The organism is Zobellella sp. DQSA1 (genome assembly GCF_041950555.1).
GTDB lineage: Bacteria > Pseudomonadota > Gammaproteobacteria > Enterobacterales > Aeromonadaceae > Oceanimonas.
The window spans coordinates 1,540,279-1,567,214 of record NZ_CP169531.1 but is presented as its reverse complement, the minus strand read 5'-3'; the positions used below and the strand labels follow the sequence as shown (position 1 = coordinate 1,567,214).

24 protein-coding genes and 1 tRNA gene are annotated in these 26,936 nt (G+C 61.4%); 14 read left to right on the top strand and 11 right to left on the bottom strand.

Annotated elements, in window-relative coordinates; all coding sequences use genetic code 11:
• Positions 1–68 precede the first annotated feature (68 nt).
• The 3 genes from lolE to ACEVBK_RS07500 are packed head-to-tail and all read right to left on the bottom strand — an operon-like array spanning position 69 to position 3,197.
• On the bottom strand, positions 69–1,310 hold the full coding sequence (gene lolE, locus ACEVBK_RS07510) for a lipoprotein-releasing ABC transporter permease subunit LolE (protein WP_375057987.1): 1,242 nt from the start codon (positions 1,308–1,310) through the stop codon (positions 69–71).
• Complete coding sequence (locus ACEVBK_RS07505) at positions 1,310–1,993, bottom strand: ABC transporter ATP-binding protein (protein ID WP_375057986.1); 684 nt, start codon at positions 1,991–1,993, stop codon at positions 1,310–1,312. The genes lolE and ACEVBK_RS07505 overlap by 1 nt, the downstream gene beginning before the upstream one ends.
• Positions 1,986–3,197: a lipoprotein-releasing ABC transporter permease subunit gene (locus ACEVBK_RS07500; RefSeq protein WP_375057985.1), complete on the bottom strand. Its 1,212-nt coding sequence runs from the start codon at positions 3,195–3,197 to the stop codon at positions 1,986–1,988. The genes ACEVBK_RS07505 and ACEVBK_RS07500 overlap by 8 nt, the downstream gene beginning before the upstream one ends.
• Positions 3,198–3,265: 68 nt before the next feature.
• On the opposite strand from ACEVBK_RS07500, the gene ACEVBK_RS07495 reads away from it, so the two are divergent.
• The 5 genes from ACEVBK_RS07495 to ACEVBK_RS07475 all read left to right on the top strand — a co-directional run bounded on the left by ACEVBK_RS07495 (position 3,266) and on the right by ACEVBK_RS07475 (position 10,453).
• On the top strand, positions 3,266–3,862 hold the full coding sequence (locus ACEVBK_RS07495; protein ID WP_375057984.1) for a PilZ domain-containing protein: 597 nt from the start codon (positions 3,266–3,268) through the stop codon (positions 3,860–3,862).
• Entirely contained in the window at positions 3,859–7,299 is a 3,441-nt protein-coding gene (gene mfd, locus ACEVBK_RS07490; RefSeq protein WP_375057983.1) for a transcription-repair coupling factor, read from the top strand. The genes ACEVBK_RS07495 and mfd overlap by 4 nt, the downstream gene beginning before the upstream one ends.
• A 107-nt stretch (positions 7,300–7,406) precedes the next feature.
• Positions 7,407–8,867, top strand: a complete 1,461-nt coding sequence (locus ACEVBK_RS07485) for an FAD-dependent oxidoreductase (RefSeq protein WP_375057982.1) — start codon at positions 7,407–7,409, stop codon at positions 8,865–8,867.
• Positions 8,868–9,338: 471 nt separating this feature from the next.
• On the top strand, positions 9,339–10,160 hold the full coding sequence (gene pyrF, locus ACEVBK_RS07480) for an orotidine-5'-phosphate decarboxylase (protein WP_375057981.1): 822 nt from the start codon (positions 9,339–9,341) through the stop codon (positions 10,158–10,160).
• Between the two features lie 62 nt (positions 10,161–10,222).
• The gene (locus ACEVBK_RS07475) at positions 10,223–10,453 is read left to right on the top strand and encodes a hypothetical protein (RefSeq protein WP_375057980.1); all 231 of its coding nucleotides are present in this window, start codon (positions 10,223–10,225) and stop codon (positions 10,451–10,453) included.
• A gap of 98 nt (positions 10,454–10,551) precedes the next feature.
• Here the strand turns inward: ACEVBK_RS07475 and ACEVBK_RS07470 are convergent, their stop codons facing one another.
• Positions 10,552–12,522, bottom strand: coding sequence for an OmpA family protein (locus tag ACEVBK_RS07470; protein WP_375057979.1), 1,971 nt, complete (start codon positions 12,520–12,522; stop codon positions 10,552–10,554).
• A gap of 593 nt (positions 12,523–13,115) precedes the next feature.
• On the opposite strand from ACEVBK_RS07470, the gene ACEVBK_RS07465 reads away from it, so the two are divergent.
• Positions 13,116–13,433 (top strand): DUF6172 family protein, encoded by a 318-nt coding sequence (locus ACEVBK_RS07465; RefSeq protein ID WP_375057978.1) that lies wholly within the window; start codon positions 13,116–13,118, stop codon positions 13,431–13,433.
• Between the two features lie 243 nt (positions 13,434–13,676).
• On the top strand, positions 13,677–15,071 hold the full coding sequence (locus ACEVBK_RS07460) for a DEAD/DEAH box helicase (protein ID WP_375057977.1): 1,395 nt from the start codon (positions 13,677–13,679) through the stop codon (positions 15,069–15,071).
• 94 nt (positions 15,072–15,165) lie between these two features.
• Here ACEVBK_RS07460 and ACEVBK_RS07455 read toward each other — a convergent pair whose 3' ends face one another.
• A complete protein-coding gene (locus ACEVBK_RS07455; RefSeq protein WP_375057976.1) occupies positions 15,166–15,894 on the bottom strand; it encodes an SDR family oxidoreductase in 729 nt (242 codons plus the stop codon).
• A 116-nt stretch (positions 15,895–16,010) separates the two neighbouring features.
• On the opposite strand from ACEVBK_RS07455, the gene ACEVBK_RS07450 reads away from it, so the two are divergent.
• From ACEVBK_RS07450 to ACEVBK_RS07435, 4 genes are all read left to right on the top strand, one after another.
• A complete protein-coding gene (locus ACEVBK_RS07450) occupies positions 16,011–16,913 on the top strand; it encodes a LysR family transcriptional regulator (protein WP_375057975.1) in 903 nt (300 codons plus the stop codon).
• Positions 16,914–17,089: 176 nt separating this feature from the next.
• Positions 17,090–17,737 (top strand): epoxyqueuosine reductase QueH, encoded by a 648-nt coding sequence (locus ACEVBK_RS07445; RefSeq protein ID WP_375057974.1) that lies wholly within the window; start codon positions 17,090–17,092, stop codon positions 17,735–17,737.
• 210 nt (positions 17,738–17,947) lie between these two features.
• Entirely contained in the window at positions 17,948–18,181 is a 234-nt protein-coding gene (locus ACEVBK_RS07440; protein ID WP_375057973.1) for a hypothetical protein, read from the top strand.
• Positions 18,182–18,394: 213 nt separating this feature from the next.
• Complete coding sequence (locus tag ACEVBK_RS07435) at positions 18,395–18,628, top strand: hypothetical protein (RefSeq protein WP_375057972.1); 234 nt, start codon at positions 18,395–18,397, stop codon at positions 18,626–18,628.
• 161 nt (positions 18,629–18,789) lie between these two features.
• On the opposite strand, the gene alr is transcribed toward ACEVBK_RS07435, so the two are convergent.
• From alr to hinT, 6 genes are all read right to left on the bottom strand, one after another.
• Positions 18,790–20,022 carry an alanine racemase gene (alr, locus tag ACEVBK_RS07430; RefSeq protein ID WP_375057971.1) on the bottom strand — a complete coding sequence of 411 codons (1,233 nt, stop codon included), beginning with the start codon at positions 20,020–20,022 and terminating at the stop codon, positions 18,790–18,792.
• Between the two features lie 582 nt (positions 20,023–20,604).
• Entirely contained in the window at positions 20,605–21,897 is a 1,293-nt protein-coding gene (locus ACEVBK_RS07425) for an NAD(P)/FAD-dependent oxidoreductase (protein WP_375057970.1), read from the bottom strand.
• 155 nt (positions 21,898–22,052) lie between these two features.
• A complete protein-coding gene (nagZ, locus tag ACEVBK_RS07420) occupies positions 22,053–23,066 on the bottom strand; it encodes a beta-N-acetylhexosaminidase (protein WP_375057969.1) in 1,014 nt (337 codons plus the stop codon).
• Positions 23,066–23,890, bottom strand: a complete 825-nt coding sequence (locus ACEVBK_RS07415) for a phosphotransferase (RefSeq protein ID WP_375057968.1) — start codon at positions 23,888–23,890, stop codon at positions 23,066–23,068. Before ACEVBK_RS07415 ends, nagZ begins: the two co-directional genes overlap by 1 nt.
• Positions 23,880–24,494 (bottom strand): penicillin-binding protein activator LpoB, encoded by a 615-nt coding sequence (locus tag ACEVBK_RS07410; RefSeq protein ID WP_375057967.1) that lies wholly within the window; start codon positions 24,492–24,494, stop codon positions 23,880–23,882. The genes ACEVBK_RS07415 and ACEVBK_RS07410 overlap by 11 nt, the downstream gene beginning before the upstream one ends.
• Positions 24,495–24,504: 10 nt before the next feature.
• Entirely contained in the window at positions 24,505–24,855 is a 351-nt protein-coding gene (gene hinT / locus ACEVBK_RS07405) for a purine nucleoside phosphoramidase (protein ID WP_375057966.1), read from the bottom strand.
• Positions 24,856–24,953: 98 nt separating this feature from the next.
• Here hinT and ACEVBK_RS07400 point away from each other — a divergent pair, with 98 nt between their 5' ends.
• From ACEVBK_RS07400 to ACEVBK_RS07390, 3 genes are all read left to right on the top strand, one after another.
• Positions 24,954–26,300 carry a dihydroorotase gene (locus ACEVBK_RS07400; protein WP_375057965.1) on the top strand — a complete coding sequence of 449 codons (1,347 nt, stop codon included), beginning with the start codon at positions 24,954–24,956 and terminating at the stop codon, positions 26,298–26,300.
• A 100-nt stretch (positions 26,301–26,400) separates the two neighbouring features.
• Positions 26,401–26,477: transfer RNA gene (locus ACEVBK_RS07395), tRNA-Pro, on the top strand.
• A 167-nt stretch (positions 26,478–26,644) separates the two neighbouring features.
• The gene (locus tag ACEVBK_RS07390; protein ID WP_375057964.1) at positions 26,645–26,857 is read left to right on the top strand and encodes a hypothetical protein; all 213 of its coding nucleotides are present in this window, start codon (positions 26,645–26,647) and stop codon (positions 26,855–26,857) included.
• The last annotated feature ends 79 nt before the right edge of the window (positions 26,858–26,936 follow it).

Genomic DNA, 26,936 nt, shown 5'->3' with positions numbered 1-26,936 from the left:
CCGCAAGTACGGCTCGGGTTCACATCCTCCACCACTTCCATCTTCTAGCTTTCAGCTTCCCGCTGCCGTCAAGCTTCTCCCAGCAGTTGCCTCGGCAGCAACCGGCCGGCGCGCCAGGCGGGGTAGAGGGTGGCGACGAAAATCAGCCCCAGGGCCGAGCCGGTGACCAGCCAGAGATCCGCCCACTGGAACTCGGTGGGGATAAAGTCGATAAAGTAGACTTCCGGGTTGAGCAGCCGGTGCCCGGTGAGCCGCTCGTAGCCGGCCACCATTTCCGACAGCCGGGTCGCCAGCAGGCCGCCGAGCAGGCCACCCACCACCACGCCAGCAATGCCGTTGAGCATGCCCTGCACCACGAAGGCGCCACGGATCTGCCAGGGGCCGGCGCCCATGGTCTTGAGGATGGCGATGTCCCCTTTCTTCTCGTTTACCGCCATCACCAGGGTGGAGACGATATTGAAACTGGCCACCGCCATCACCAGCAGCAGCACCACTATCATCAGGGTGCGCACCAGCTGGATATCCCGGTAGATATTGCCCTGGCTGTTCATCCAGCTGCTCACGTAGAAGGGCGCCGGCAGCGGCATGGCCGCGTTCAGGGTCAGCCGGTCGGCGGCCAGCACCTGGTCCACCCGCAGGTGGAAGCCCATCACTTCGTCTTCCAGCTCGCGCAGAGCCTGGGCATCCTCCAGGTGGGTGTAGCCGAGCACGGTGTCGAGCTGGCCACCCAGGCTGAGGATGCCCACCAGGGTGAAGCTGTGGCGGCGGGGCGAGCCGAAGCCCTGGGCGCCGGGCGCGGGCAGCAGCAGCGACAGGCTGTCGCCCACCTCCAGTTCCAGCTGCTCGGCGATGGCCTTGCCCAGGATCAGGCCCCGCTCGCCCGGTTGCAGCAGGTCCAGGCTGGCGCCGCCCAGGTAGGGCTCCAGCTGCGAGATCCGCCCTTCCAGCGCCGGCAGCACCCCCTGTAACTGCACCGCCTTGAGCTTGGCACCCTTGCTGAGCAGGCCCTCGAGCGGCACGAAGGGTGCCGCCGCCAGGATGCCGGGAGCTGCCTCCAGCTGGCCGACCAGGTCGCCCCAGTTGGCCACGGGATCCTCGGCGGCATACAGCTGGCCATGGGGCAGCACCGACAGGATGCGGCTCTCCAGCTCGCGCTGGAAACCGTTCATCGCCGACAACCCCAGGATCAGGGCGCCCACCCCGATGGCGATGCCGAGGATGGAAGCCACCGAAATAAAGGAAATAAAGCGGTTGCGCCGCTTGGCCCGGCTAAAGCGCCAGCCCAGGTAGACACTCAGGGGTCGGAACATCAGCCTTGCTCCTCGAGGTGGCCGTCCACCAGCCGGGCCTGGCGGTCGAGCCGGGCGGCCAGGGCCAGGTCGTGGGTCACCACCACCAGGCCGGTGCCCAGCTCGCTCTGCAGCTCGGCCAGCAGGGCAAACACCTCGGCGGCGCTGTGGGCATCCAAATTGCCGGTGGGCTCGTCCGCCAGCACCAGGCGGGGGTTGTTGACCAGGGCGCGGGCGATGGCCACCCGCTGGCGCTCACCGCCGGACAGCGCCGCCGGCCGATGCTCCAGCCGGTGGCCGAGCCCCACCCGCGTCAGCAACTGTGCGGCCCGCTCGCGGGCTTCCGTTACCGGCCTTCCGGCGATCAGCAGCGGCATGGCGGCGTTTTCCAGGGCGCTGAACTCCCCCAGCAAGTGGTGGAACTGGTACACGAAGCCGAGCTTGTGGTTGCGGAAACGGGCCTGGGCCCGGGCCGGCAGCCGGTGCAGATCTTCCCCTTCCACCAGCACCCGACCACCGCTGGGCACGTCCAGGCTGCCGAGCAGGTGCAGCAGGGTGCTCTTGCCCGAGCCCGAACTGCCCACCACCGCCAGGCTTTCGCCGGCGGCGAGGCCCAGGCTGACGCCGTTCAGGATATGCACCGGCTGGTCCCCGTCCTGATGGGTTTTGCTTAAGGATTCGACCACTAACAGGGGGTTACTCATAACGCAGTGCCTCGGCAGGATGAACGCGCGATGCCCGCCAGGCCGGATAGAGGCTGGCCAGCACGCACAACAACAGGGTGGAAATCAGGATAAGGGCCAACTGGCCGGGCAGCAGTTGCACCGGCAGTTGGCTGCCGCCGGCGGCGGAATAAAAGTTGATGCCCAGGGCGTTCAGCACCCCGTCCAGGTTGAGGCAGAGCAGCAGCCCCAGCCCGAAGCCGAGCAGGCTGCCCAGCACCCCGCTGAAGCCGCCCTGGATCATGAACACCGCCATCACCCGTTCCCGGCTCAGGCCCAGGGTCTGCAGCATGGCGATTTCGGCTTCCTTGTCGGTCACCACCATCACCATGGCGGAAAGAATATTGAAGGCCGCCACCAGGATGATCAGCGCCAGCATCAGGCTCATCAGCCGTTTCTCCATGGCCACCGCCTGGAACAGCTCGCCCCGGCTCTCGCGCCAGCTTTCCAGCACCAGCCCCTCGGGCAGGGCCGGCAGCCGCTCGAGCTCGAAGGGATCGTTGAGCCACAGCCGCAGGCCGGAGGCTTCCCCTTCCCCGTAGCGCAGCAGGCGGGCGGCATCTTCCAGCCGGGCCAGCACCACCTGATTGTCCACGTCGTTGCCGGTGCTGAAGGTACCCACCAGGGTAAAAATCCGCTGGCTCGGCACCCGGCCGAGGGGAGTGAAGCGACTGCCTTCGGTCACGGTGACCCGCACTTGGTCACCGGGCACCACCCCCAGGTTGCGGGCGATGCCCACCCCCATCACCAGACCGTAGGGCAGGTATTCGAAATATTCCCGGGTGCGGGGGTCCAGCCCCTGCAACAGGCCGTCCTGGCTGTTGGCAGGGTCCAGGCCATACAGCTCCGCCCCCGTCAGGTGCCCGGGCCCCTGCACCATGGCTTCGGCACTGATAAAGGGAGCCGCGGCTTTCACTACGCCGGCATTACCGAACAGGGCGGCATACTGGCCGGGATCGGCCAGGCGACGCTGATCGTTGGTGACCAGCGCATGGGGGATCACCCCCAGCATGCGATCTTTCAGCTGTTGTTCGAAGCCGTTCATGACCGCCGACACCAGGATCAGGGCGGCCACCCCCAGCAGAATACCGACGGTGGAAAAACCGGAAACAAAGGAAGCGAAGCTGCGCCGCCCCCGGGCGCCGGCATAGCGCAGGCCCAACATCAGCGTCAGGGGTTGAAACATGGTCTAATCATCCGTTTTTCAAAGAGTTTTACGTCACCCGCGAGTTGCGGAATAATAAAGGCTTGTGAATGGCGCAACAAGAGCAGCAAATCATGGCAGACCCTTATTTCAGCGTCGACTATCAGGCCCAGGTCAATCTTGTCCCTCTGGCCGAAGGCGAAAGCGTGCCCGCCGAAGAAGCGCTGGAGGCCGAGATCCCGGCGCCGTTCAAGCTTATCAGTGAAGTGACCCGCATCGATACCAATAATGCCCGACTGCTGCGCAACCTGGATGAACACGCCACCGAACTGGTGGAAGTGATCAACCAGCAGTCGCGTAAAATCGATCTGGTGCTGAGCTATGTACTGGCGGGCCAGGATACCCCGGAGCACCGCTACCAGACCCAGACCCTGGGCGGCGGCGGCTTTACCTTCGTCTCACGACAACCGCTGACCGAGGGAACGACCGTCAGGGTCAAGCTGTTCCTGCCGGAGCTGTCGGTGGCCCTGTACGGCTACGGCGAAGTTCGTGCCGCCCCCGAGCCGGAACATTACCGCTGCGACTTTACCGCCATCCGCGAGCAGGACAGGGACGCCCTGATCCGCGCCAGCCTGCAACTGCAGGCCAAACAACTCAAGGCCCGCGCCGAGCGCAGGGCCCAACAAGATACGCCCTCATCCTCATGATACAGATCCCTTGCCCTACCCCACGCCCCAGGGCCAGCCTGGGCCAGCTGCTTGGCAGCAGCCTGTCGCTCGCCATCGCCGAGCAGGTGAGACAACAACCCCAGCTGGTGCTGCTGGTGGTACCCGACACTCCCACCGCCCTGCGCCTGGAGCAGGAAGTGGGCCACCTGCTGGCCGACGACGATACCTTGCCGGTACGGCTGTTCCCGGATTGGGAAACCCTGCCCTACGACAGTTTTTCGCCGCACCAGGACATTATCTCCCAGCGGCTGGAAACCCTGTACGGCCTGCCGGCCCTGACCCGGGGCCTGCTGATAGTGCCGGTGACCACCCTGATGCTGCGTACCCCGCCCCGGGCCTGGCTGGAGCAGAACAGCCTGTTGCTGAAAACCGGCGACAAGCTGGACCTGCACGGCCTGCGCCGCCGGCTGGAGCAGGCCGGCTACCGGGCGGTGGACCAGGTGCTGGAGCACGGCGAATTCGCCGCCCGCGGCGCCCTGCTGGATCTCTTTCCCATGGGCGCGACCGAGCCCTATCGCATCGACTTTTTCGATGACGAAATCGACACCCTGCGCCCCTTCGATCCCGATACCCAGAGATCCCAAGACAAGGTCACCCAGGTAAGGCTGCTGCCGGCACGGGAATTCCCGACCGATGCCGCCGCCATCGAACGCTTCCGCGGCCAGTACCGGGAGCGCTTCGCCCTGCGCAACGAACCCGAGGCGCTCTACCACAGGGTGAGCCAGGGCCAGTTTCCCGCCGGCATCGAGTACTATATTCCGCTGTTCTTCGAGCACACCCAGACCCTGTTCGACTCCCTGCCCGAGCAACTGCTGGTGCTGGGCCTGGGCGAGCTGAGCGAGGCGGCCGACGCCGTGTGGCAGGACGTGCAGGCCCGCTATGAAGACAGGCGCCACGACATGCTGCGCCCGTTGCTGGCGCCGGACGATCTCTATCTCAAGCCCGACGCCCTGCTGCACCGGCTGAACCACTGGCCCCGGCTGCAACTGAGCCAGGCCCCGGTAATGGAAAAGGGCGACCGGGCCAACGCCCCGGTGTCGCCCCTGCCCGAGCTCGAGGTGGAGCACCAGAAAACCGAGCCCCTGGCCCGGCTGCTGGCCTTTTGCGAAGCTTTCCCCGGCCGCATCCTGTTTTCGGTGGAAACGGCCGGCCGGCGCGAGGCCCTGCTCGAGCTGCTGGCGGGCAGTCCGCTCAAGCCCTGGCCCGTAGAGAGCCTCGCTCATTTTCTGGGCGGGGAAGACCCCATCGGCCTGCTGGTCGGCCCCCTGGCCCAGGGCTTTGTGCTGGGCGAGCAGTTCGCGCTGATTTGCGAAGGCGACCTGCTCGGCGGCCGGGTGATCCAGCGCCGGCGGCGGGAAAAATCCGCGGCGCTCAGCCCGGACACCCTGATCCGCAACCTGGCGGAGCTGTCCATCGGCCAGCCGGTGGTGCACCTGGACCACGGCGTGGGCCGTTACATGGGGCTGCAGACCCTGGACGCGGGCGGGCTCAAGTCCGAATACCTGACCCTGGAATACGCCGGCGGCGACAAGCTCTATGTGCCGGTGACCGCCCTGCACCTGGTGGGCCGCTACAGCGGCGCCGACGATCCCGGCCTCAACAAGCTGGGCAACGACTCCTGGGCCAAGGCCAAGCGCAAGGCGGCGGAAAAAGTGCGCGACGTGGCCGCCGAGCTGCTGGACGTGTACGCCCGCCGCGCCGCCCAGCCGGGCCAGGCCGTGACCCACGACAAGGCCGCCTACCGCCAGTTCACCGATGCCTTCCCCTTCGAGGAAACCGACGACCAGCTCAAGGCCATCAACGCCGTGCTGACCGACATGACCCAGCCCAAGGCGATGGACCGGCTGGTGTGCGGCGACGTGGGCTTCGGCAAGACCGAAGTGGCCATGCGCGCCGCCTTTGTGGCGGTGCACGGCGGCAAACAGGTGGCGGTGCTGGTACCCACCACCTTGCTGGCCCAGCAGCACTACGACAACTTCCGCGACCGCTTCGCCAACTGGCCGGTGCGGGTGGAAATGGTCAGCCGCTTCAAGACCGGCAAGGAGCAGGACAAGGTGCTCACCGGCCTGGCCGAGGGCGGCATCGATATTGTGATCGGGACTCATAAACTGCTGAGCCAGGACGTGAAGTTCAAGGATCTGGGCCTGCTGATCGTGGATGAAGAGCACCGCTTCGGGGTGCGGCAGAAGGATCAGATCAAGGCCCTGCGCGCCGACGTGGACATCCTCACCCTGACCGCCACCCCCATTCCCCGCACCCTCAACATGGCCATGGGCGGCATGCGCGATCTCTCCATCATCGCCACCCCGCCCGCCAAGCGGCTGGCGGTGAAGACCTTTGTGCGCGAGTCGGATCCCGCCACCGTGCGCGAGGCCATACTGCGGGAGCTTAAGCGCGGCGGCCAGGTGTATTACCTGCACAACGAGGTGCAGACCATAGAGAACAGCGCCGATGCCCTGCGCACCCTGGTGCCCGAGGCCCGCATCGCCATCGCCCACGGCCAGATGCGCGAGCGGGAGCTGGAGCGGGTGATGTCCGACTTTTACCACCAGCGCTTCAACGTGCTGCTGTGCTCCACCATCATCGAAACCGGCATCGACGTACCCAGCGCCAACACCATCATCATGGACAGGGCCGACAAGCTGGGCCTGGCCCAGTTGCACCAGCTGCGCGGCCGGGTGGGCCGCTCCCACCACCAGGCCTACGCCTACCTGCTGACCCCCCATCCCAAGCGGATGACCACCGACGCCAAGAAACGGCTGGAGGCCATTGCCGCGCTGGAAGATCTGGGCGCCGGCTTTGCCCTGGCCACCCACGACCTGGAGATCCGCGGCGCCGGCGAGCTGCTCGGCGACGAGCAGAGCGGCCAGATCACCGCCATCGGCTTCAGCCTCTATATGGAGATGCTGGAGCAGGCGGTGAAGGCGCTGCAGTCCGGCAAGGAGCCGGCGCTGGACCAGCTGCTGCGATCGCAAACCGAAATCGAGCTGCGCCTGCCCGCCCTGCTGCCGGACGACTATATTCCGGACGTGAACATGCGCCTTTCCATGTACAAGCGCATCGCCGCCGCCGAAGACAAGACCGCCCTGCGCGAGCTGCAGGTGGAGCTGATTGACCGCTTCGGCCTGCTGCCGCAGCCGGGCAAGAACCTGGTGGCCCTGGCCGAGATAAAGCTCAAGGCCAGCCAGCTCGGCATAGAGAAGATAGACGCCGGCCCCCAGGGCGGCACCATTGCCTTCGCCCAGGACGCCAGGGTCGACCCGGGCTACCTGGTGAGCCTGCTGCAAAGCCAGCCGCGCATCTACAGGATGGAAGGGCCGACCAAACTGCGCTTCGCCATTCCCAGCACCGACGCCAAGGCCCGGCTGGCCCTGGTGGGCGACATGCTGAACGAACTGAGCGCGCACCAGGCCTGATGCGCGGCATGACAGCGACAGGCACCCCATGGACGGGACAAGTTGACGGCGGCACCGGCGCCCAGGCCCGCGCCGCCGCGCACCACCCTAATCCTGACCGAGAGCAGATGAACGCAAACTTTTGCCACGCCACCGCCCGGGGCCCGGTGCGAGTGGGCATTTTGGGCGGCGGCATGGCCGGCGCCACCGCCGCGCTGCGGCTGGCCGACATGGGCATCAACACCCTGCTGATAGAAGCCGGCAATGGCCTGATCAACGGCCCGCCCATCTGCCACCTGCACGCCGGCGGCAACCTGTACCGGGAGATTGGCGATGACCAGTGCCTGGCCCTGCTGCGCCAGTCCATCGACTCGGTGCGCGCCTATCCGCACAGCATCAACCGCCGCCCCACCGTGATTGCCACCCCGGTAACGGACCCGGGCGATGCCGAAGCGCTGCTGCCCCGGCTGCGGCAGGTGGCCCGGGAATATCAAAGGCTGGTGGAACTCGACCCGGCCAACAAGGTGCTGGGCGAGCCGGAGGACTATTACCGCTGCTACGACCGGGAACAGTTCGAGGCCCTGGCCCACCGCCCGCTGCCGGACCGGGCCCGGAGCCTGGACGACTGGCTGATCCCCCTCGCCCGCCAGCTGCAGCCGGAGCAGTTCAAATTTCCGCTGATCCTGGTGCAGGAATACGGCTGGAGCCTGTTCCGCATGGCCGCCACCGCCACCCTGGCGCTGGAAGCCTCGCCCCACTGCGAGCTGTTGCTGAACACCAGGGCCATGGGCCTGGAGCAGTTGGAAGGCGGCTGGCGCATCCAGAGCCAGGGCCCGGCCGGCGAGCGCGTCGACAAGGTGGATTTTCTGGTCAACGCCTGCGGCTTTCGCACCGGCCTGGTGGACGACATGGCCGGCTACCGCCGCCAGCGGCTGGTGGAATACAAGGCCGCCTACCTGGCCCGCTGGCAAGCCCCGGGCGACTGGCCCGAGGTGATCTTCCACGGCGAGCGCGGCACCCCGCAAGGCATGGCCCAACTGACCCCCTACCCCGGCGGCCTGTTCCAGCTGCACGGCATGACCGACGCCATTACCCTGTTCAAAGGCGGCCTGGTGGGCACCTGCGAGCACAGCGCCCAGCCCCGCCTGCCGGAACACTATCGTCGGCAAATTGACCAGGGCTGGCAGGCCGAGGATGTGGACGCCCGCACCCGCGGCGCCATCGGCCACCTGGCCCGGCTGCTGCCCGCCTTTGCCGGGGCCGAGCCCGCCGGCAAGCCGCTGTTCGGCGCCCAGCAGATCCCGGGCAGCGATCCCAAACTGCGGGCGGCGGACGTGTCCTTCGAGGGCAGCCACTACGCCAGGGTAGAAATCGTCAAAGCCTCCTCCGCACTGACCGCCGCCGACCGCATCGTCGGCAAACTGGCGGAGCTGGGCTGGCTGGGCCAGCCGGCGGCAAGCCGGCCCCCGGCGCTCTCCCCCACCCTGGCCATCACCGCCGACCAGGATCCGGCAACGGTGGAAGCCACCGCCGTGCACCTGGCCCGCCAGCGCGGCTACCCCCAAGAGCTGGCCGAAAACGGCTGGTAGGCCTTTAACCTTAACCCGCGATGCCGGCCCCCGGGCCGGCATCGCGCCCGTCACCGGCAGCAAGCCCTGCACCCTAACCGTTCATAAAATCACCACTCAGGCGTTTTGCCCCCCACTCCCCTCTTTTTGTAATTGCCCTGCCCCATCCCAGCGGCCAGAATAGATACGTTTGAAAACCGTGCTGGCAGGGATTGGCGACCTGAAACGTCGGGGCGGTAGCGTGGCTGCGGAATATGACCACCACTTAATTCAGCCATCCAGACGTTCGTGGGTATACAATATATTGAGCACCCGGCCAAAAGGGTGCGCGAAATCACCGCAGGCGTTGCGCGTTTATCATCAACCTGAAACAAAAATCTTTTTTATTCATATGGTTAAATAAAGCCGAGTGTAGATTCTGCGCATACCCATGAACAAATATACGTATGCGCAGTATTATAATGTTACACATATTTCACTTGAGGGATTAAATTGAACTTCTTAGAAAAGCTATCAAAAGTATGGAAAGAAAACGATACGTTATTATGTGTTGGGCTAGATCCTGATATTTCACGCATACCACAACATCTGAGAGAATTTGAATATCCAATATTTGAATTCTGCAAAGAGATTGTTGATTCAACTCATGACTTAGTATGTGCATTTAAGCCTCAAATAGCATATTTTTCTGCAGAATCGGCAGAAAACCAATTGGAAATGCTGACCACATATATTAAGAATAACTACCCTCACATCCCAATAATTCTGGATTCAAAGAGGGGAGATATAGGGGCTACCGCTGATAAATACGCAATCGAGGCTTTCAAAAGATATCAAGTGGATGCTGTAACTGTTAACCCCTACATGGGTTATGACACCGCCGAACCTTTTTTAAAATATTCGGATAAGGGTACAATTTTATTATGTAGAACCTCCAATTTAGGTGCTGGTGATATACAGGATCTCTTGGTGGGTGAAAAAACCTTGTACCATCACATTGCTGAGCTGGCCGCCACTAAATGGAATAAAAATAACAATTGTTTATTAGTTGTGGGGGCTACGTGGCCAAATCAAATGAAAGAAGTTCGCGACATTGTAGGAGATATGCCATTCCTTGTACCTGGTGTTGGTGCTCAGGGCGGTGACGTAGAAGCTCTCATCAAGGCGGGTCAAACTGAAAATGGGACGGGCTTAATAATCAGCTCATCCAGAGCTGTCATTTATGCCAGTAACGGCATCGATTTCGCAGATTCAGCCCGTAATGTTGCAAAAAACTTGCGTGATAGTATTAACCAATATCGAACCTATGTGTAATCTCGCCTTGGGGAAACCTGCGCAATCAAGTGTATCTTGGCAGTGAGCAGTTTGTCGATGAGATGCAGCAGCGTATTGAGGGTGCGGATTATTTGACTGAAATACCATCGACTCAGCGACGGCCGCTTGCTAAGCCTCTGGAGTATTATGTCAATATGGCTTCATCGCGTAACGAGGCCATTGCTCAAGCGTATGCCAGTGGTGGATATAGTATGAAAGCATTAGGAGAGTTCTTCGGCTTGCATTATTCACGGGTAAGCCGGATTATCAGAGAGGAAAAAGGCAAGACCTGACCCCATGTATTCTGTATTCTCATGTACTTTCCTGTATTTTCCTCATCAAAAAGCCGACAGAACACCTTGTCTGTCGGCTTTTCCGGTGCCTTGGCTTCTCAGCGGCTGACCAGGCTTGCATCGATCAACGGGGTGATTCGCCGGACGCTGGCGCGTCGGTTTTCCTGGCTGGGTCCCTGCGTATCCACTTTCAGATAGCGCTCACCATAGCCCTGTACGATCAGGTTCTCCGGGGGAATGGCGAAGTATTCGGTCAGTGCCAGGGCGACGGCTTCTGCTCGCCGGTCGGACAGTCCGAGGTTCATCAAATCCGATCCAACGGCATCGGTATGGCCTTCGACCAGGAAAATCTCACTCGGGTGCTGCTCGATGATGTCGGCCATGGTGTTGCCGATCAGCTTCAGCGCTTCGGCCTCGGAGGGCTGAATGGCCGACGAGCCGGTAGCGAACTGGATAACGTCGAGATCGATACGCGGCATGATGGCTCGGACTCGGAAGTTTTCGCGTACCTGGCGGAGCGTGAAGACTCGATCGAACTCCTGTACCGGTGGTGCCAGCAGTGCCTGGCGCAGGATGTCCTCATCGGCCCGACGGTAGTCGACCACGTAGCGATTTTCCGGCAAGTCGTAGTGCAGGGGAGGCAGGGATTCCTCAAGGTCGACGGAAGGCACCCAGCTATCGGCCTTGCGTGTTTCGTCGATCAGCACGATAGCGGTGCCATCGGGTAGATAGCGAGTGCGCTGGAGGACGAAACCACCGGAATCACGGATGGTCACGATCCGGCTGCCATCCTCGCGAGTGACGGTGGAGCGGGTGATGCCATCGGCAAAGGATTCGGTGGTCTCGGTTACCCCGGGACGACGTAACAGGAGATTCTCGTCCTTGCGCACATGCAACTCACCATCGCGCTCAACGATCATACGGTCGCCTTGATTCTCGACGACCCGCCCACCAAGTTGAGGGATCAAGGCACCGACGACGGCACCCGCCGCCGCGGCTCCCAGGTATTTCCATATCTGGCTGTTGTCATCATCTGCTTCTGACGCCGTCGCGGTCTTGACTTCCTGATCGCTGGTCCGGGTGGTATCCGAGGTCACCACCGTTTCGGATGTCATGCTGGCTTCCTGGGTATCGAGGGCGGCGACAGCGGCCAGGGCGGCGGCCTCTGCCTCGGCCAGGACCTCCGCGTCTGCCTCGGCCTGCTCGATGGCCTGCTGCTCGGCCAGGGCCTCGGCTTCGGCCTGCTCGATGGCCTGCTGTGCGGCCAGGGCCTCGGCTTTGGCCTGCTCGGTAGCCTGCTGCTCGGCCAGGACCTCCGCGTCTGCCTCGGCCTGCTCGATGGCCTGCTGCTCGGCCAGGGCCTCGGCTTCGGCCTGCTCGATGGCCTGCTGTGCGGCCAGGGCCTCGGCTTTGGCCTGCTCGGTAGCCTGCTGCTCGGCCAGGGCCTCGGCTTTGGCCTGCTCGGTGGCCTGCTGTGCGGCCAGGGCCTCGGCTTCGGCCTGCTCGATGGCCTGCTGCTCGGCCAGGGCCTCGGCTGCGGCCTGCTCGATAGCCTGCTGTGCGGCCAGGGCCTCGGCTGCGGCCTGCTCGATGGCCTGCTGCTCGGCCAGGGCCTCGGCTGCGGCCTGCTCAGCGGCCTGCTGTGCGGCCAGGGCCTCGGCTGCGGCCTGCTCGATGGCCTGCTGCTCGGCCAGGGCCTCGGCTGCGGCCTGCTCGATGGCTTGCTGTGCGGCCAGGGCCTCGGCTTCGGCCTGCTCGATGGCCTGCTGTGCGGCCAGGGCCTCGGCTTCGGCCTGCTCGATGGCCTGCTGTGCGGCCAGGCCCTCGGCTTCGGCCTGCTCGATGGCCTGCTGCTCGGCCAGGGCCTCGGCTTCGGCCTGCTCGGTGGTCAACTGCTCGACCAGGATCGCCTCCTCTGTTTTATCGGTAAATTCAGCAACTTGAGCAAGCTCATTGTTCTCTGAGTCGGTAGCCGACGACAGCGTCTCTTGGGCAAAGCCCGGGCTCATCAATGACAGTGAGGCCAGAATCACCACGGGCTTCCTGAAAAGGCACATGCGAAGTTTCATATCGGTTCTCCTGAATCAGCACTGCCCGGGCGTGATGACGGTTGTCTGAAATCAACGGTGCCAGCGCGGTTTTCTTCACGCTGTAGGTAATTGAGGAATTCCCGGCGGGCTAGCCAGTGCGCCAGCTGTGATTGGGAATGGTTCTGACCAGGAAGGGAGAGTGATCCTTGTCGAGCAGCGCTTTCTCGTTAAAAGGGGCGATATGGCGAGCCGATATGGGGTGCTTCCACCTTCTTGCCAAGTATGTTCATTATGGGTAATAACATCCCGACCATCTGTACGACGACACACATAGGTCACGGATCGCGCGGTTCGGGCGGTTCACCTGGTTCGGGGTCAGGTCTTGCCTTTTGCCCCTGCCTCTCGGCTTAAGAGCCTATGCCAGAGGAAATAAAGGGGTCAGCCCTTACATTTTACAGCCCCATTCACTATCATCTGGCCTGACCCAGCCCTCCCCTAACAAACCTGATTGACTCCCCTTTCCAGACGGAAAATTTCAGAAACTGGCGGTTATCTTCCGCCAACCCATGTAGAATGTGCGTCTAAAGGCTTATCCAGCTTTTACTCTTGAGTGCACATCCGTAGGAATTTTGATGAAAAAGACAATCGCTTTGACTCACCCCAGGCTGAAACCGGCTCGCCTGGTGGACTCAATCAAGCATGATATTAAAAAGTACCTGAACAGAGAGCGCCGCAAGACGCTGCCGGCGGGCATGGACTACTGGACCTTCGATTGCCGCTTTGGTGCCTCAGAGGAAGTAGCGGAAAAGATCCACACCTCTGAAATCAATACCCATATCGATGCCGCCGTGGCGCAGGAACTGCCCGGCTTCTATGTAGAGATCCTCGCCAGGGCCTGTAACCATCAGCCGCGCTCAAGTGCCGCCGGCGACGAGGCTGAAAAAGGCTAAGCAGCATCGATATGCCCGGCCTCAGGTAGGCCTGGCATCGGCTGAGGCCACGGGTCGTAGAACCCCTGCCACGGCACCGCCGCCGGGCAGGGCGAAGACGACCCGAAGCAGGACCCTGTCGCCGCCCCTGGCTCACTGGGCAAAATTTCGCCAAAACCACAAACAATCCTCTCCTCCACCGCCAAAATCCTGTATATTCTGCCCTCGTTTTTTTGACTGTAGCGACTCTACAGAGGAACTCTTATGCAATTTTCATCTCTGGATCTGGCCCCGGATCTACAGCGCGCTCTTGTAGAATGTGGCTACAGTGCTATGACCCCCGTACAGGCCCAGGCCATAGTGCCCGCGCGGCGCGGCAAGGATTTGCAGGTGACCGCCCAAACCGGCACCGGCAAAACCGCCGCCTTTGCCATTCCCGTATTACAACGCCTGCTGGATAACCCCAAGGCCAGGGTCGAGCGACGCCCCCGCGCCTTGATCCTGACGCCAACCCGCGAGCTGGCCGAGCAACTGGCCGATGCCATCGGCGCCTATGCGCGGTTTTTGCCGGTCAGTGTCACGGCGCTCTACGGCGGCGTTAAAATGGGGGGCCAGGCCAACAAATTAAAAGCGGGCGTTGATATGGTGATCAGCACCCCCGGCCGCTTGCTGGAGCACATCACCCTGGGCAACGTAGCATTGAGTGACGTTGAATTTGTGGTGCTGGATGAAGCCGACCGCATGCTGGATATGGGCTTTATCGCCGATGTGCTGAAGTTGATGCAACTGACCGCACCAACCCGCCAAACCCTGCTGTTTTCCGCCACGACTTCCCCCGCGGTCAATGAGTTGTCCCATAAAATCCTGCATAATCATCAGCAAATCCGTGTCACCAAAATAAACAGCACGGCCGATACCGTCCGACATGTGGTATATCCGGTAGAAGAAAGTCGTAAAATCGAATTGTTTGAACAGCTGCTGGAAGAGAAAAACTGGTTCCAGGTGCTGGTATTTACCAGTACTAAGGAACAGGCCGACCGGCTATTGGCCGGCCTGAAAAAAAGCAACATTGAAGCTGCTGTTTGCCATGGCGACAAAAGCCAGGGGTCGAGACGTCGCGCCATCGCCGATTTTAAATCCGCCAAGTTACAGGTGTTGATCGCCACCGAAGTGGCCGCCCGGGGTTTGGATATTCAGGGCCTTGACTATGTAGTGAATTTCAACTTGCCTTACTTGCCTGAAGATTACGTGCATCGCATCGGTCGCACGGGTCGCGCAGGGGCGGCAGGTAATGCCATTTCCTTCGTCAGCCGGGAAGAAGAGCAAACCCTGGAGCGCATTCAAAAGCTGATTGGCAGCGAGATCAAGCGCATCATTAAGCCGGGCTTTGAAGTGAGCAACCGGGGCACCCTGTTAAAAAGCATCTCGCGCAAGGTATTGTCCGGGCGTTCAAACCGGGCCAGTGAAACCGTGATTGAGCTGGAAGGCTCGGGCAACCCCCAGTCCAAAGGCAAGTCACGCCGCGCCAGCTCGGCTAATGAATCCGGCAACAAGACCGCCGCGAAACCTGTGCGTCTGAAAAAGACCAACACCCCGAAAAAAACCGGGCCGAAGAAAAAAGTATTACGCGGCAAGCGCGCCGAGAAATATGCACGTTAAGTCCTGTTAACCGTCATTTAAGGCAGTGCCGCCTAAAGAGGTTACTCATAGGCGGCACCCTTTGCCAAGCGAGGCCCGGGGCCAGGTCTTGTCCTTACAGCAGGAAGCCGCCATCCACTTCCACTACGGCGCTACGCATTGCCAGCGACTGGTCAGACAGCAGGAATTCAATCGCGCCTATCTGATCTTCCGGCGTCATCACCCGGCCCAGCACAGTGCCGCTCATAGAGCAGAACAGCTCCGCCTGCTGCTCGGCGCTCATGCCGGCCTTGCCCTGAATATCGGTCGCCGTTACCCCAGGGCGGATGGAGTTAATACGGATACCGGAGGGGGCAAACTCGAGGTTGGCCACCCGTACAATGGCTTCAAAGGCGGCCTTGCTGGCGGCATAAACGGCCGCATTCGGGAAAGCTTTGGTCACCACGATACTGGACACAAACACCACGCTGGACGGGTTGTTCAGCAGCGGCTGCAGTTGTTGCAGGGTAATAAACGGGCCTTTGGTGTTAATCGCCATGGTCAGGTCAAAGGCTTCCTCCGTGGTGGCGGTTACGGCGTCGGGGTAGAACACCCCGGCATTCAGCACCAGGCCATCCAGACGGATATGGTCTTGCTGCAGTGCCGTCGCCAGCTGTTTTAACTGAGCGCTGTTGGCGCTGTCGGCGACATAACCGGCACAGCCAATGGCGGCGGCAGCCTGCTCAACCCTTGCCCGATCGCGTCCGGTGATGATGACCTTAGCTCCTTTCACCGTCAGCGCTTGCGCCAGGGCGCGGCCAATGCCCGCCGTACCGCCGGTAACCAGAATTGTCTTTCCGTTCATACGCGTTTTCCTCTGTGCTGTGTTGTATGCCCGGCAGCTTAGCAACTTGCTCCGTCATCAATAAGGCATCAATATGCTCACTTACTGATTCCAGAAAAGAAACAAATAAAGGGCTGATGATGTCTTACCTCAACCTGCCGTTGCTACACGTGTTCCATCTGGTGGCCGAACGGGGCAGTTTTCAGGCCGCGGCCAGCGAGCTCGGCCTGCCGCGCTCATCGGTCAGCAAGAAAATCCGCCAGCTGGAAGAATTTGTCGGCCAGCCCCTGCTGCAGCGATCTACCCGCCAGCTGCAACTGACCGATGTTGGCCGCAACCTGCTGATCGGCACCGGCGAGCTGGGCTCGGTGCTGGCCAATCTGCATGGGCTGGTTGACGATATGCAGGCCACGCCCAGGGGCAAGGTAAAAATCAGCGCCAGCGTTCTGATGGGCCAGGTGTTTCTGGTGCCGCTGCTGGGCCGCCTGCGCCGTATGTATCCGGACATTGAACTCGAGCTGAGTCTGGAAGACCGCACCGTCGACCTGCTGGCCGAGAAAGTGGATATTGCCATCCGCATCGGGCAACTGCCCGACTCGTCGCTGATTGCGCGTAACATCGGTGAAAAACGCTGGGGCTGGTTTGCCTCGCCGCAGTATCTGGCCGACCACGGCGCACCGGAATCGCCTCACGATCTGGCCCGCCACAACTGTCTGGTATTTGGCTCCCATACCTTTTGGCCATTTGAGAGCAGCAACGGCCGGACCGAAATACGGGAAGTAACACCGGCGATTAAAACCGACAACAGCCGCGCCCTTGTGGATATTGCCTGTGCCGGGTTGGGCATCATTATGATCGACCCCAAATTTATTGCGCGCGAGTGTGATGCAGGGCTGCTGACCCCCGTGCTGACCGACTGGCGTCATCCGGAACATAGTCCGGTTAATCTGGTGTGTGTTGGCGAACGCACCCGGGCCGCGCAGGCGGTATGGCAGTTTTTATTAAATGAGTTTCCGTCACTGACGGACGAAAAGGGGTAATCGATGTGACTCTATTTCCGAGTCCAATGACGGCAGGCAAAGGTTGCCGCCAACGCAACAACGCGAGAGGCAAAAGGCAAGACCTGACCCCCGATGCTCGTGACCCCCGATGCTCGCAAAGCGATTAGCATATTGATACAATGAGCGCAATCGCTAACCAGTTATCCATTTAACTTATGTCTAACTTACAAAGCATTGTATTGGAAACACCCACTACATCAGGGAGCGTGCTGCTGCACTCTTGCTGCGCACCTTGCGCAGGAGATGTCATGGAACGCATCGTTGCAGCGGGTATTAAACTGACGGTATTCTTCTACAATCCGAATATTCACCCCGAAAAAGAATATTTGATCCGCAAAGAGGAAAATATCCGTTTTGCTGAAAAGCTCGGCATTCCTTTTATTGATGCTGATTACGATGCAAGCAACTGGTTTGACCGAGTAAAAGGTATGGAATGGGAGCCTGAGCGCGGCATACGTTGTACTGAATGTTTTGATATGCGCTTTGAACGCACCGCGCTGTATGCCCATGAAAACGGATTCGATACCTTTACCAGTTGCTTAGGAATCTCTCGTTGGAAAAATATGCAGCAAATCAATGACTGTGGGCAGCGCGCGGCAGCACGCTATCCCGAACTCACTTACTGGACATTTAACTGGCGTAAGCAAGGTGGAGCCAATCGGATGGTTGAATTAGCCAAACGAGAACGGTTTTATCAACAAGAGTACTGTGGATGCATCTATTCCCTACGAGATACCAACCGCTGGCGAGTAGAAAATGACCGCCAGCGCATTCAGATTGGCGTGCAATATTATACTGACTGACAAGGTCATCACTGTAAATCTCCACATCACCCGGTAATACTTGGCTAATGAATGGTTTGCACAGTAGCTCTCAGCTAGGCTTGGCCAGTACGGCGGTGCCGCTAAGGTTAGCTGTGGGCCGCTAACAAGTTACTGCACCGGAAAAATAACTCGCTGGTGCTCACTATTTTCCGGAGACTACAGCGCCAGTATTCTACGGAGTAAAATACCATGTCCCCAACGGTAGAAATCTGTCATTGTGCATCTTGTGGTACAGAAACTCGCCATGTTGTAGTTCTAGTCAGAAAAACTAGTGCATTCAAAAATGAACAAAATGGAAAATTTAAAGAGTTCATATCTGGCGTAGTAAAAGGATGGTTTTTAGGTGCTTTCGTGGCTTCAATGGATGAATTTTCTCGTCACCGCATTTGTGAAACTTGTGGTGAAAAGGTGATCGAGAACTAATACGAAGCGAGCGTTACTTGGGCGTTATCCATGATGTTCATCGACTTTCGGCTATTAGTCAATCGGCAAAACGTTGTATTAGCAACATGAGATGAGCCATGCCACCCAAACGATCTCGCCCTGTCGCAGTGAGTATATGACTTAAATCAATTCCCGCCCTCCTCCCCCGCGCTAGGCTGGTGCCATGGTACCGGCTGGTTTACGGGAGGGGCCATGTCCGACGAGCTGCTTATCCGGGTGCTAAAGGGGGTGATGCTGGTGGGCATCGGCCTGATTTTGCTGGGGGTGTACCTGCACAACAGCGCCCATATGGCGCCACTGGGGGTGAAGGGTATTCTGCTCAGCGCCGGTTGCGTGGCGGTGGGGATGATCCTCTCCCTGCCCACCAAGATGTACCTTACCTTGGTGTTGATGAAACGGGAAAGCGAGCGGTCTTCTTCCTCTTGAATCCTGGGCCAATCGGGCCGGTTGCCGGACGGTAAGGGTCATTTCGCTGGCTGGCCCGTGGATGGATTCCCGCCTTCGCAGGAGTGACCAGGTGGCCGGCGGCAATAAAAAACCGGAAGCGGTTTTTATCCTCGCTTCCGGCTGCATTCAGCTTCCCGCTTTTATTGCGCGCGCTTCAGTATCTTGGGATTGGAGTTGCCCCACACGGTGTACAGGTCCGCCAGCAGGGCGTCGTTGGCGTCTTCCAGCTCGTCCTGGGTGACTTCCGTTCCGCCCTGTTTGCCGAACAGCACCACCTCGTCACCCGGCTTCACGCCCGGAATATCGGTCACGTCCACCATGGTGGTGTTCATCGACACCTTGCCCACCACGGGGGCACGCTGGCCGTTCACCACCACATGGGCATTGTTGGTAAACACCCGGCGGTAGCCGTCGGAGTAGCCCATGGGCAGGTTGGCCAGCAGCGAGTCCCGCTCCAGGGTATAGGTGCCGTCGTAGCCCACCTGGCTGCCCGCCGGATAGTTGTTCACCGAGGCCACCCGGGTCTTGAACGACATCACCTTCTTATACTCGGTATAGCTGGGGATGGTGTCGCCGTAGATGATACCGCCCGGGCGCACCATATCGAGCCGGGTTTCCGGCACTTCCAGGGTAGTGAAGGAGTTGGCGGTATGCAGGGTCAGCTTGGATCTGTCCAGCTTGCCGTCTTCAATCAGCCACTGGGACTGCTCCTGGAACAGGGCCAGCCCCTTCTTCACCTCGTCCACCTCCTCATGGGAAAAGTGGGTCATAATGCCCACCAGCTCCAGGCCGGGCAGCGCCAGCAGCTCACGGGCTTCGGTCTTGCCTTCGTCGGTGGCCACTTCCATGCCGTTGCGGCTCATGCCGCCGGCGTTCAGCCCCAGGTGGTAGCGCAGGGTCTTGCCTTCGGCGCTGGCCACTGCGGCGGCCAGACGGGCGGCTTCAATATCCCCGAACAGCTCTTCCATGTCATATTGCAGGCCGTCGCGCACTTCCGCCTGGGTGGCACTGCGCACCCGCATAATGCGGCCTTCATAGCCGCTTTCCCGCACTACCCGGGCTTCCTCGTTGCTGGTAATGCCCACGCAGGGAATGCCGGCGGCAATCACCGAGGGCATCAGGTTGGCAATGCCGTGGCCGTAGGCGTCGGCCTTCATGATGGCACAAATCTGGGATTGGCCGTCCAGCAAGGCCTGCAGGGTGCGGATATTGTGTTCGAAGGCGGCCTGGTCGATTTCAATCCAGGCGTTGGTGCTCTGATAAACAGGGCTGCTGGTATCGAGACCGGTCACCGGCAGTATGGGAGCGGCCTGGGCCTGGGTAGTCAAACAGGCGGCGAGGGCCGCGGCCAATACGGTGGGGGTCATTTTCATTCGTAGCTCTCCTTGAATGGGCTGCCACCTGCTCCTTTGGTGCGCGTCAGCGGCCGGAAACCCCTTCCGGCTTGCAGATGGCCCGGTCACTATACAAGGAAAAAATCAAAACTTAATAGCGCAATTTAACTTTTTATTGACATTAAAAACCAAGGTAAAAGTTAAATTTAGATCTTAATACCTGTCATTATGCCAGCAGCGACATTAATTATGCACACACCATCTCTAGTCTCCATATGAAGACATTCATGATGCCGTCACTATGCCACTTATTTACCGAATAACGATGCCGTTCGGCGCCGGAATAACACCCATCGGAGTTGTGCGCAAAATACCGCCACAGCATCGTTATGCACCGCACAGGCAAAAACGGGAGTCCGGTGCGAACCGATATGGATCTCCGCCTTCGCGGAAATGACCAAGGTGAGAAGACGGAGATGACCAGAGTGAGAAGAAGGAGAGCCATGACATATTGCACTGGCACCCCCGCCGTCACGGGAGTGACAACAGAGAAAAGCAACGGCTTGTCCGCAGTCTGTAAGCCGGAAGGAGGGGGTTCCTTCCGGCTTCCAGCCTTGAGTATCAGTGCAGCTTGAGTCGCGGGCGCAGGTAGCGGTTGATGCGGCCCACCAGCATCATCAGGCCGGTGCGGGTGTAGCCGTGCAGCGCCACCTGGTGCATGCGATAGAGTGAAATGTACACGGTGCGGGCGATGCGCCCTTCCACCATCATGGAGCCGCGCATCAGGTTGCCCATCAAGGATCCCACGGTGGAGTAGCGGCTCAGGTTCACCAGCGAGCCGTGGTCCTTGTACACATAGGGTTTGAGCGGCTTGTTGTTGAGCTTGGCCATGATGTTGTCGTAGGCCTGGCTGGCCATCTGGTGGGCCGACTGGGCCCGGGGCGGCACCGGCTTGCCGTTGTCCTGCAGGCAGAAAGCACTGTCGCCAATCACGAAGATGCTGTCGTCGCGGGTGGTCTGCAGGGTGTTGGTCACCGCCAGCTGGTTGATGCGGTTGGTTTCCAGCCCGGCAATCTCCTTCATAAAGTCCGGCGCCTTGATGCCCGCCGCCCATACCATCAGCTTGGCGGGGATCAGCTCGCCTTCCTTGGTCTTGAGCCCCTCGTTGGTGGCCTCCACTATCATGGTGTTGATGCGCACATCCACTCCCAGCTCGCGCAGCTCCTTGTGGGCCATGGCGGAAATGCGCTCGGGCAGGGCTGGCAGTATGCGTGGCCCCGCTTCCACCAGGGTCAGCCGCAGGCAGTTTCGGTTCAGCTTCTTGAAGCCGTAGGCCGCCAGGTGCTCCACCGCGTTGTACAGCTCGGCCGACAGCTCCACCCCGGTGGCGCCGCCGCCGACGATGGCGATGTCCACCTTTTCATCCACGGTGTCGCTTTCCGCATACTGCAGAAAACGGTTCATCAGCTCGTCGTGGAAGCGCTCGGCCTGCTGCGGGCTGTCGAGGAAAATGCAGTGCTCACGCACCCCCGGGGTGCCGAAGTCGTTGGACACGGAGCCGATGGCCAGCACCAGGATGTCGTACTTGAGCCGGCGCTCGCTGACCATGGGTTTGCCGCCGTCGTCGAGCAGGGGCGCCAGGGTAATGGTCCTGGCTTCCCGATCGATGCCGGTAAGGGTGCCCAGATGAAAGCTGAAGCCGTGGTTATGGGCCTGGGAGCGGTAGCTCAGGCCGTCGATGCCGGGGTCCATGGCGCCGGTCGCCACTTCGTGCAACAGCGGCTTCCACAGGTGGGTCCTGTTGCGATCCACCAATATCACTTCCGCCTTGCCCTTGCGTCCCAGTTGCCGGCCCAGTTTGGTAACCAGCTCCAAGCCGCCGGCGCCGCCGCCGACCACGATAATCCTTGTCATGTCTGACCTCTTGAATGTTTAAAGTAAAAACCTGCGGCTATGGCCCGCCCATAGCGGCAGATTCTTCCATGGCTTCGCCCGTCCCGAGCGAAGCCATTCTAAAAGCTGCATCCTGAATCACAACTTCATTTTCACATAGAAACAACTTTTGGTCTTCAGCCGGACCAGCCCTGCTCCCGGGAAATCCGCAGCAGCCGCTCGCTCGCCTCGCGCCAGCGCCGGCTGCCGTAAAGGTGGGCCGCGCCGGCGTTGTCCCGCTTGCGCAGGGGCGACAGATCCCGCTCCAGATCATGGGGCAGGCTGTCGATAATGCTCACCGCCCCCGCCCTGTGGTTGCAGGCCAGCAGCAGGTCGCAGCCCGCCGCCAGCGCCCGCCGGGCCCGCTCGGCATAGCCGCCGGCTACCGCCGCCCCTTCCATGGTCAGATCGTCGCTAAACACCAGTCCCTCGAAGCCGAGCCGGCGGCGCAGCATCTCCTTTATCCAGAATGGGGAAAACCCCGCCGGCTCCGGGTCCACCGCCCGGTAGATAACGTGGGCCGGCATCATGCCCTGCACCAGGCCCTGGCTTATCAGGGCCTTGAAGGGCATCAAATCGGCTGCTTCTATCTCGCCCAGTTCCCGCTCGTCCACCGGGCTCTCCTTGTGGGAGTCGGCGCGCACGCTGCCGTGGCCGGGGAAGTGCTTGGCCACCGCCGCCATGCCCGCCGCCCGCATGCCGCCAATGTAGGCGCCGGCCCGGGCAATCACCTGCTCCGGCTCCCGGCCGAAGCTGCGATCCCCTATGACCTCGCTGCCCCGCTCCAGATCGAGCACCGGGGCGAAGCTGAGATCGATATCGTGGGCCAGCAGCTCGGCCGCCATCAGCCAGCCGGCATCCTCCAGCAGGGAAGGCAGCTCGGGGTGATCCAGGCCGGCCAGCCGGCCCGGTGCCGGCAGCGGGAAGAAGCCGTCGCGAAAGCGCTGCACCCGCCCCCCTTCGTGGTCCACGGTGAGCAGCAGGCCCGGTTTGGCTTGGCGAATGGCCTTGACCAGAGCGCTCAACTGGGCCCGGTCATGATAATTCCGGCTGAAAAAAATAATCCCGCCCACGGCGGGGTGTTCGAGCAGCTCCCGCTCTTCCGCCTCCAGCTCGTGGCCATGCAGGTCGAGGATAAAAGGGCCCATCATCACTCCCATTCCAGTTCACTTTGGTATTGGCAGAGCCGATGCACTGCCTGTTGCTGTTGTTCAAGATACAGCGGCACGCCGCTGTGCCGGTATTGCTGTGCCGCCCACAGCGCCGTCAGCAGCCACACCCAGGGCAACCGGGCCTGCAATCGTGCCTCGCTCAGTTCTCCGCCGGCGGCCCGGTAGGCGGCCAGCATCGCCCGGCAATCCGCCCGCCCCAGGTTGAAGCTGTCGGCGATTACCGCCAGCTCAAAGGCGGCATCGCCCCGGGCGGCATATTCCCAGTCCAGCAACCAGGGCCGCTCGCCCAGCAGGTTGGCGGCGTTGAGATCGTGATGACAGAACACCGGGGAAAAGGACGGATTCAGCTCGCTGCGCTCGAACAGGGGCAAGAGCCGGGAGAGCTCACCCGGCACCGGCGCCAGCCGCCGCAAATAATGACCCACCCGTGTCGGCAAATCCAGCACCGGCCAGGTCACCGGCAGCCGGTGCAGGGCTGCTACCCGGCTCATCAACCGCTCCAAATCCGGCTTGCCGTACCGCCAGTCGCGCTCCTCCCGCCAGTCCAGGATCAGCAGGCCCAGTTCGGGCCGGGCGAAGCGCACCTCAAGCGCCAGCCCGGCGGCCGCCGCCGCCTGGTGGGCAAGCAACTCCAGCCGGCGATCTATGCCCAGGGCGGCCGGATCGGCACAGCCCCGGCGCAGCCAGTAGGCGCCCCGGGACGTATCCAGCCGCCAACAGCGGTTGGTCAGGCCCCCCGCCAGGGGCGTCAGCCGCCCCCGCCATTCGGCAGGCAGGGCGGCCAGCAGTGGCTCAGCGTCCACTGACGCTGTCGGACCAGAGCACCTCGCCGCTGGCGAGCTCCATCAGTTGCCCCTGCAGGCTGAAACCCGAACCGCTGCGGCTCAGGCTGCCGGACAGCAAGTAGTCGGCGCCGCTCTGCCGGCCCAGGCGCACCAGGGCGGCCATGTCGGCCCGGCCGTCCTGATAGGCCAGTTGCTGGCGCAGGCTGCTGACCCGGGCACTGTCGGCAAAGCGCAGGCTCCCCGCCAGGTTGCCCTGCAGCCGTTCGGTCAGGCCGCGGGTGTCCACCGGGCTGCCGGCCAGGTTGCGGATTTCGTCCAGCAACACTACGCCGTTCACTTCACTGATGGCGCCGCTGTTGCGCAACCGTGCCGCCAGGCCGTCGGCCAGTTGCTGCAGGTTGGCGCTGCTCATCTCGGGCAGGGGCGTCACCACCGGTGCCTCGGGCAGTTCAATCACCGGCGGCGGTGTCGGCCGCAGGGGTGGCTGCACCACCGGCTCGGCCGGCTGGGTACCCGGCGTGGCCGGGGTAACCGGTGCCGGCTGCGAGCTGTAAGGATTGGGCAGGGTACAGCCGCCGAGCACGGCGGCCGCCAGGATCAGGGAAACGCGGTAAAACCTCATCGGCCTCTCCTCAACGAGCCAGCATGGGGCCCAAGGGACGGCCACCCAGCAGGTGCATGTGAATGTGGTAAACCTCCTGGCCGCCATGGCGGTTGCAGTTTACGATCAGGCGATAGCCGTCTTCGGCGATGCCGGCCTCGGCCGCCAGTTTGCGCGCCACGGTGAACAACCGGCCCAGGGCCAGTTCATGTTCGGCCTCCACCTCGTTGGTGGTGGGGATCAGTACATTGGGCACAATCAGCACATGGGTCGGCGCCTTGGGATTGATATCGCGGAAGGCGGTGACCAGCTCGTCCTGGTACAGGATCTCGGCGGGAATTTCCTTGCGGATGATTTTGCTGAAAATGGTCTCTGCTGCCATTGCCTGTCTCCTTGAGATAAATCGCCGGGCCGCGCCTGTCGGCCCCGGACAAGATTCGCTATTATAGCCTTGTTAGCCGCCAAAGGAATGAAGTCACCATGAATAAACTATTGATTAAAAACGCAACCCTGGTCAATGAAGGCCGTGTCCAGATACAGGATGTGCTGATCGAAGGCGAACGCATCGCCCAGATCGGCTTCGGCCTCGCGGCCGCGGCCGGCACCCGGGTGCTGGATGCCGCGGGCAAACACCTGCTGCCGGGCATGATCGACGATCAGGTGCATTTTCGCGAGCCCGGTATGCCCGACAAGGGCAACATAGCGTCAGAATCCCGCGCAGCCGTGGCCGGCGGCACCACCAGTTTCATGGACATGCCCAACGTCAACCCGCAAACCACCACCCTGGAGGCGCTGGAAGCCAAGTTCAAGCTGGCCGAAGGCCGGGCCGCGGGCAACTACAGCTTCTACCTGGGCGGCACCAACGACAACCTGGAACAAATCCAGCGACTCGATGCCAACCAGACCTGCGGCGTCAAGGTGTTTATGGGCGCTTCCACCGGCAATATGCTGGTCGACAGCGAGGCGGCGCTGGCCGGCATCTTCCGCGACAGCCCGGTGCTCATCGCCACCCACTGCGAAGACTCGCCCACCATCAAGCATAACGAAGAGCTGGCCCGCGCCAAATACGGCGACGCCGTGCCCTTCAGCGAGCACGGCCATATCCGCAGCGCCGAGGCCTGTTATCTGTCTTCCTCCCTGGCGGTGAGCCTGGCCAAGCGCTACCAGGCCAAGCTGCACGTGCTGCACCTCACCACCGCCCGGGAGATGAGTCACTTTACCGCCAGCCATTCCCTGGCCGAGCTGAAGGACAAGAACATCACCGCCGAGGTGTGCGTGCACCACCTGTTCTACAACGAGGCCGACTACGAGCGCCTGGGCGCCCAGATCAAGTGCAACCCGGCAGTCAAAACCGCCGCCGACCAGCAGGCGCTGATCGACGCGGTCAATCAGGACATCATCGACATCATCGCCACCGACCACGCCCCCCACACCTGGGTCGACAAACAGAACTCCTATTTCGGTGCCCCTTCGGGCCTGCCGTTGTGCCAGCACGCCCTGCCGATGCTGATGGAGTTCTACCACAAGGGTATCTTCAGCCTGGAGACCATAGTGCGCAAAACCTCCCACGCGGTGGCCGAGCGTTATCAGATCAAGGAGCGCGGCTATATCCGCGAAGGCTATTTCGCCGACCTGGTGCTGTTCGACCTCAACGACCAGACCACGGTCAGCAAGGACAACCTGCTCTACCACTGCGGCTGGTCGCCGCTCGAGGGCACCACCCTCAAGAGCCGGGTCGACACCACCCTGGTCAACGGCCAGATTGCCTACCAGAACGGCACGGTCAGCGAGCAGGCCTTCGGCCAGCGGTTACAATTCACCCGCTAATGCACAAATAGCAGGCAAACGCACCACGGTGGCCGGATGGAGTGTTGACAGCCTCCGGCCACTTGCCTAGAATCCGTCCCCGTCGACACAACGACGATTTCGGCGTGTAGCGCAGCTTGGTAGCGCACTGTCATGGGGTGTCAGGGGTCGGAGGTTCAAATCCTCTCACGCCGACCAAAATACCCTCGAAAAGCCCACCTCACGGTGGGCTTTTTGCTTTCCGGAAAACCATCATCCTGTCTATCTCCGGCAACACCGTCGCAGGGTCCATTGCAAGCGGGGTCTCCGCCAGGCCCGGCACCCCGTACTACACTATAGGGGCTCGACGACACAGGAGGCACTCTATGGCCAAGTACAGCGAAGCAACCAAAGACGCCTGGGACGAACTGCAGGAAAAAAGGGCGAAACTGAAGGCGGCGAGCGATCATTACGATCGCAAGGTGCTGGATTTCAGGGAGGACGCCTGTTCCCTGGAAGACGTCACCCAGGCTTTCGACGACAAGCAACAGGCCAGCCAGGATCACGCCGAGGCCTTCCACCGGCTGTTCAAGGCATGAATCCCCGCTAACGTAAGGCCGGACACCAGCACGCCTTACGTTAGCGCTTTCCCTTCCATGGCCGGTTGCACCGGCGCCA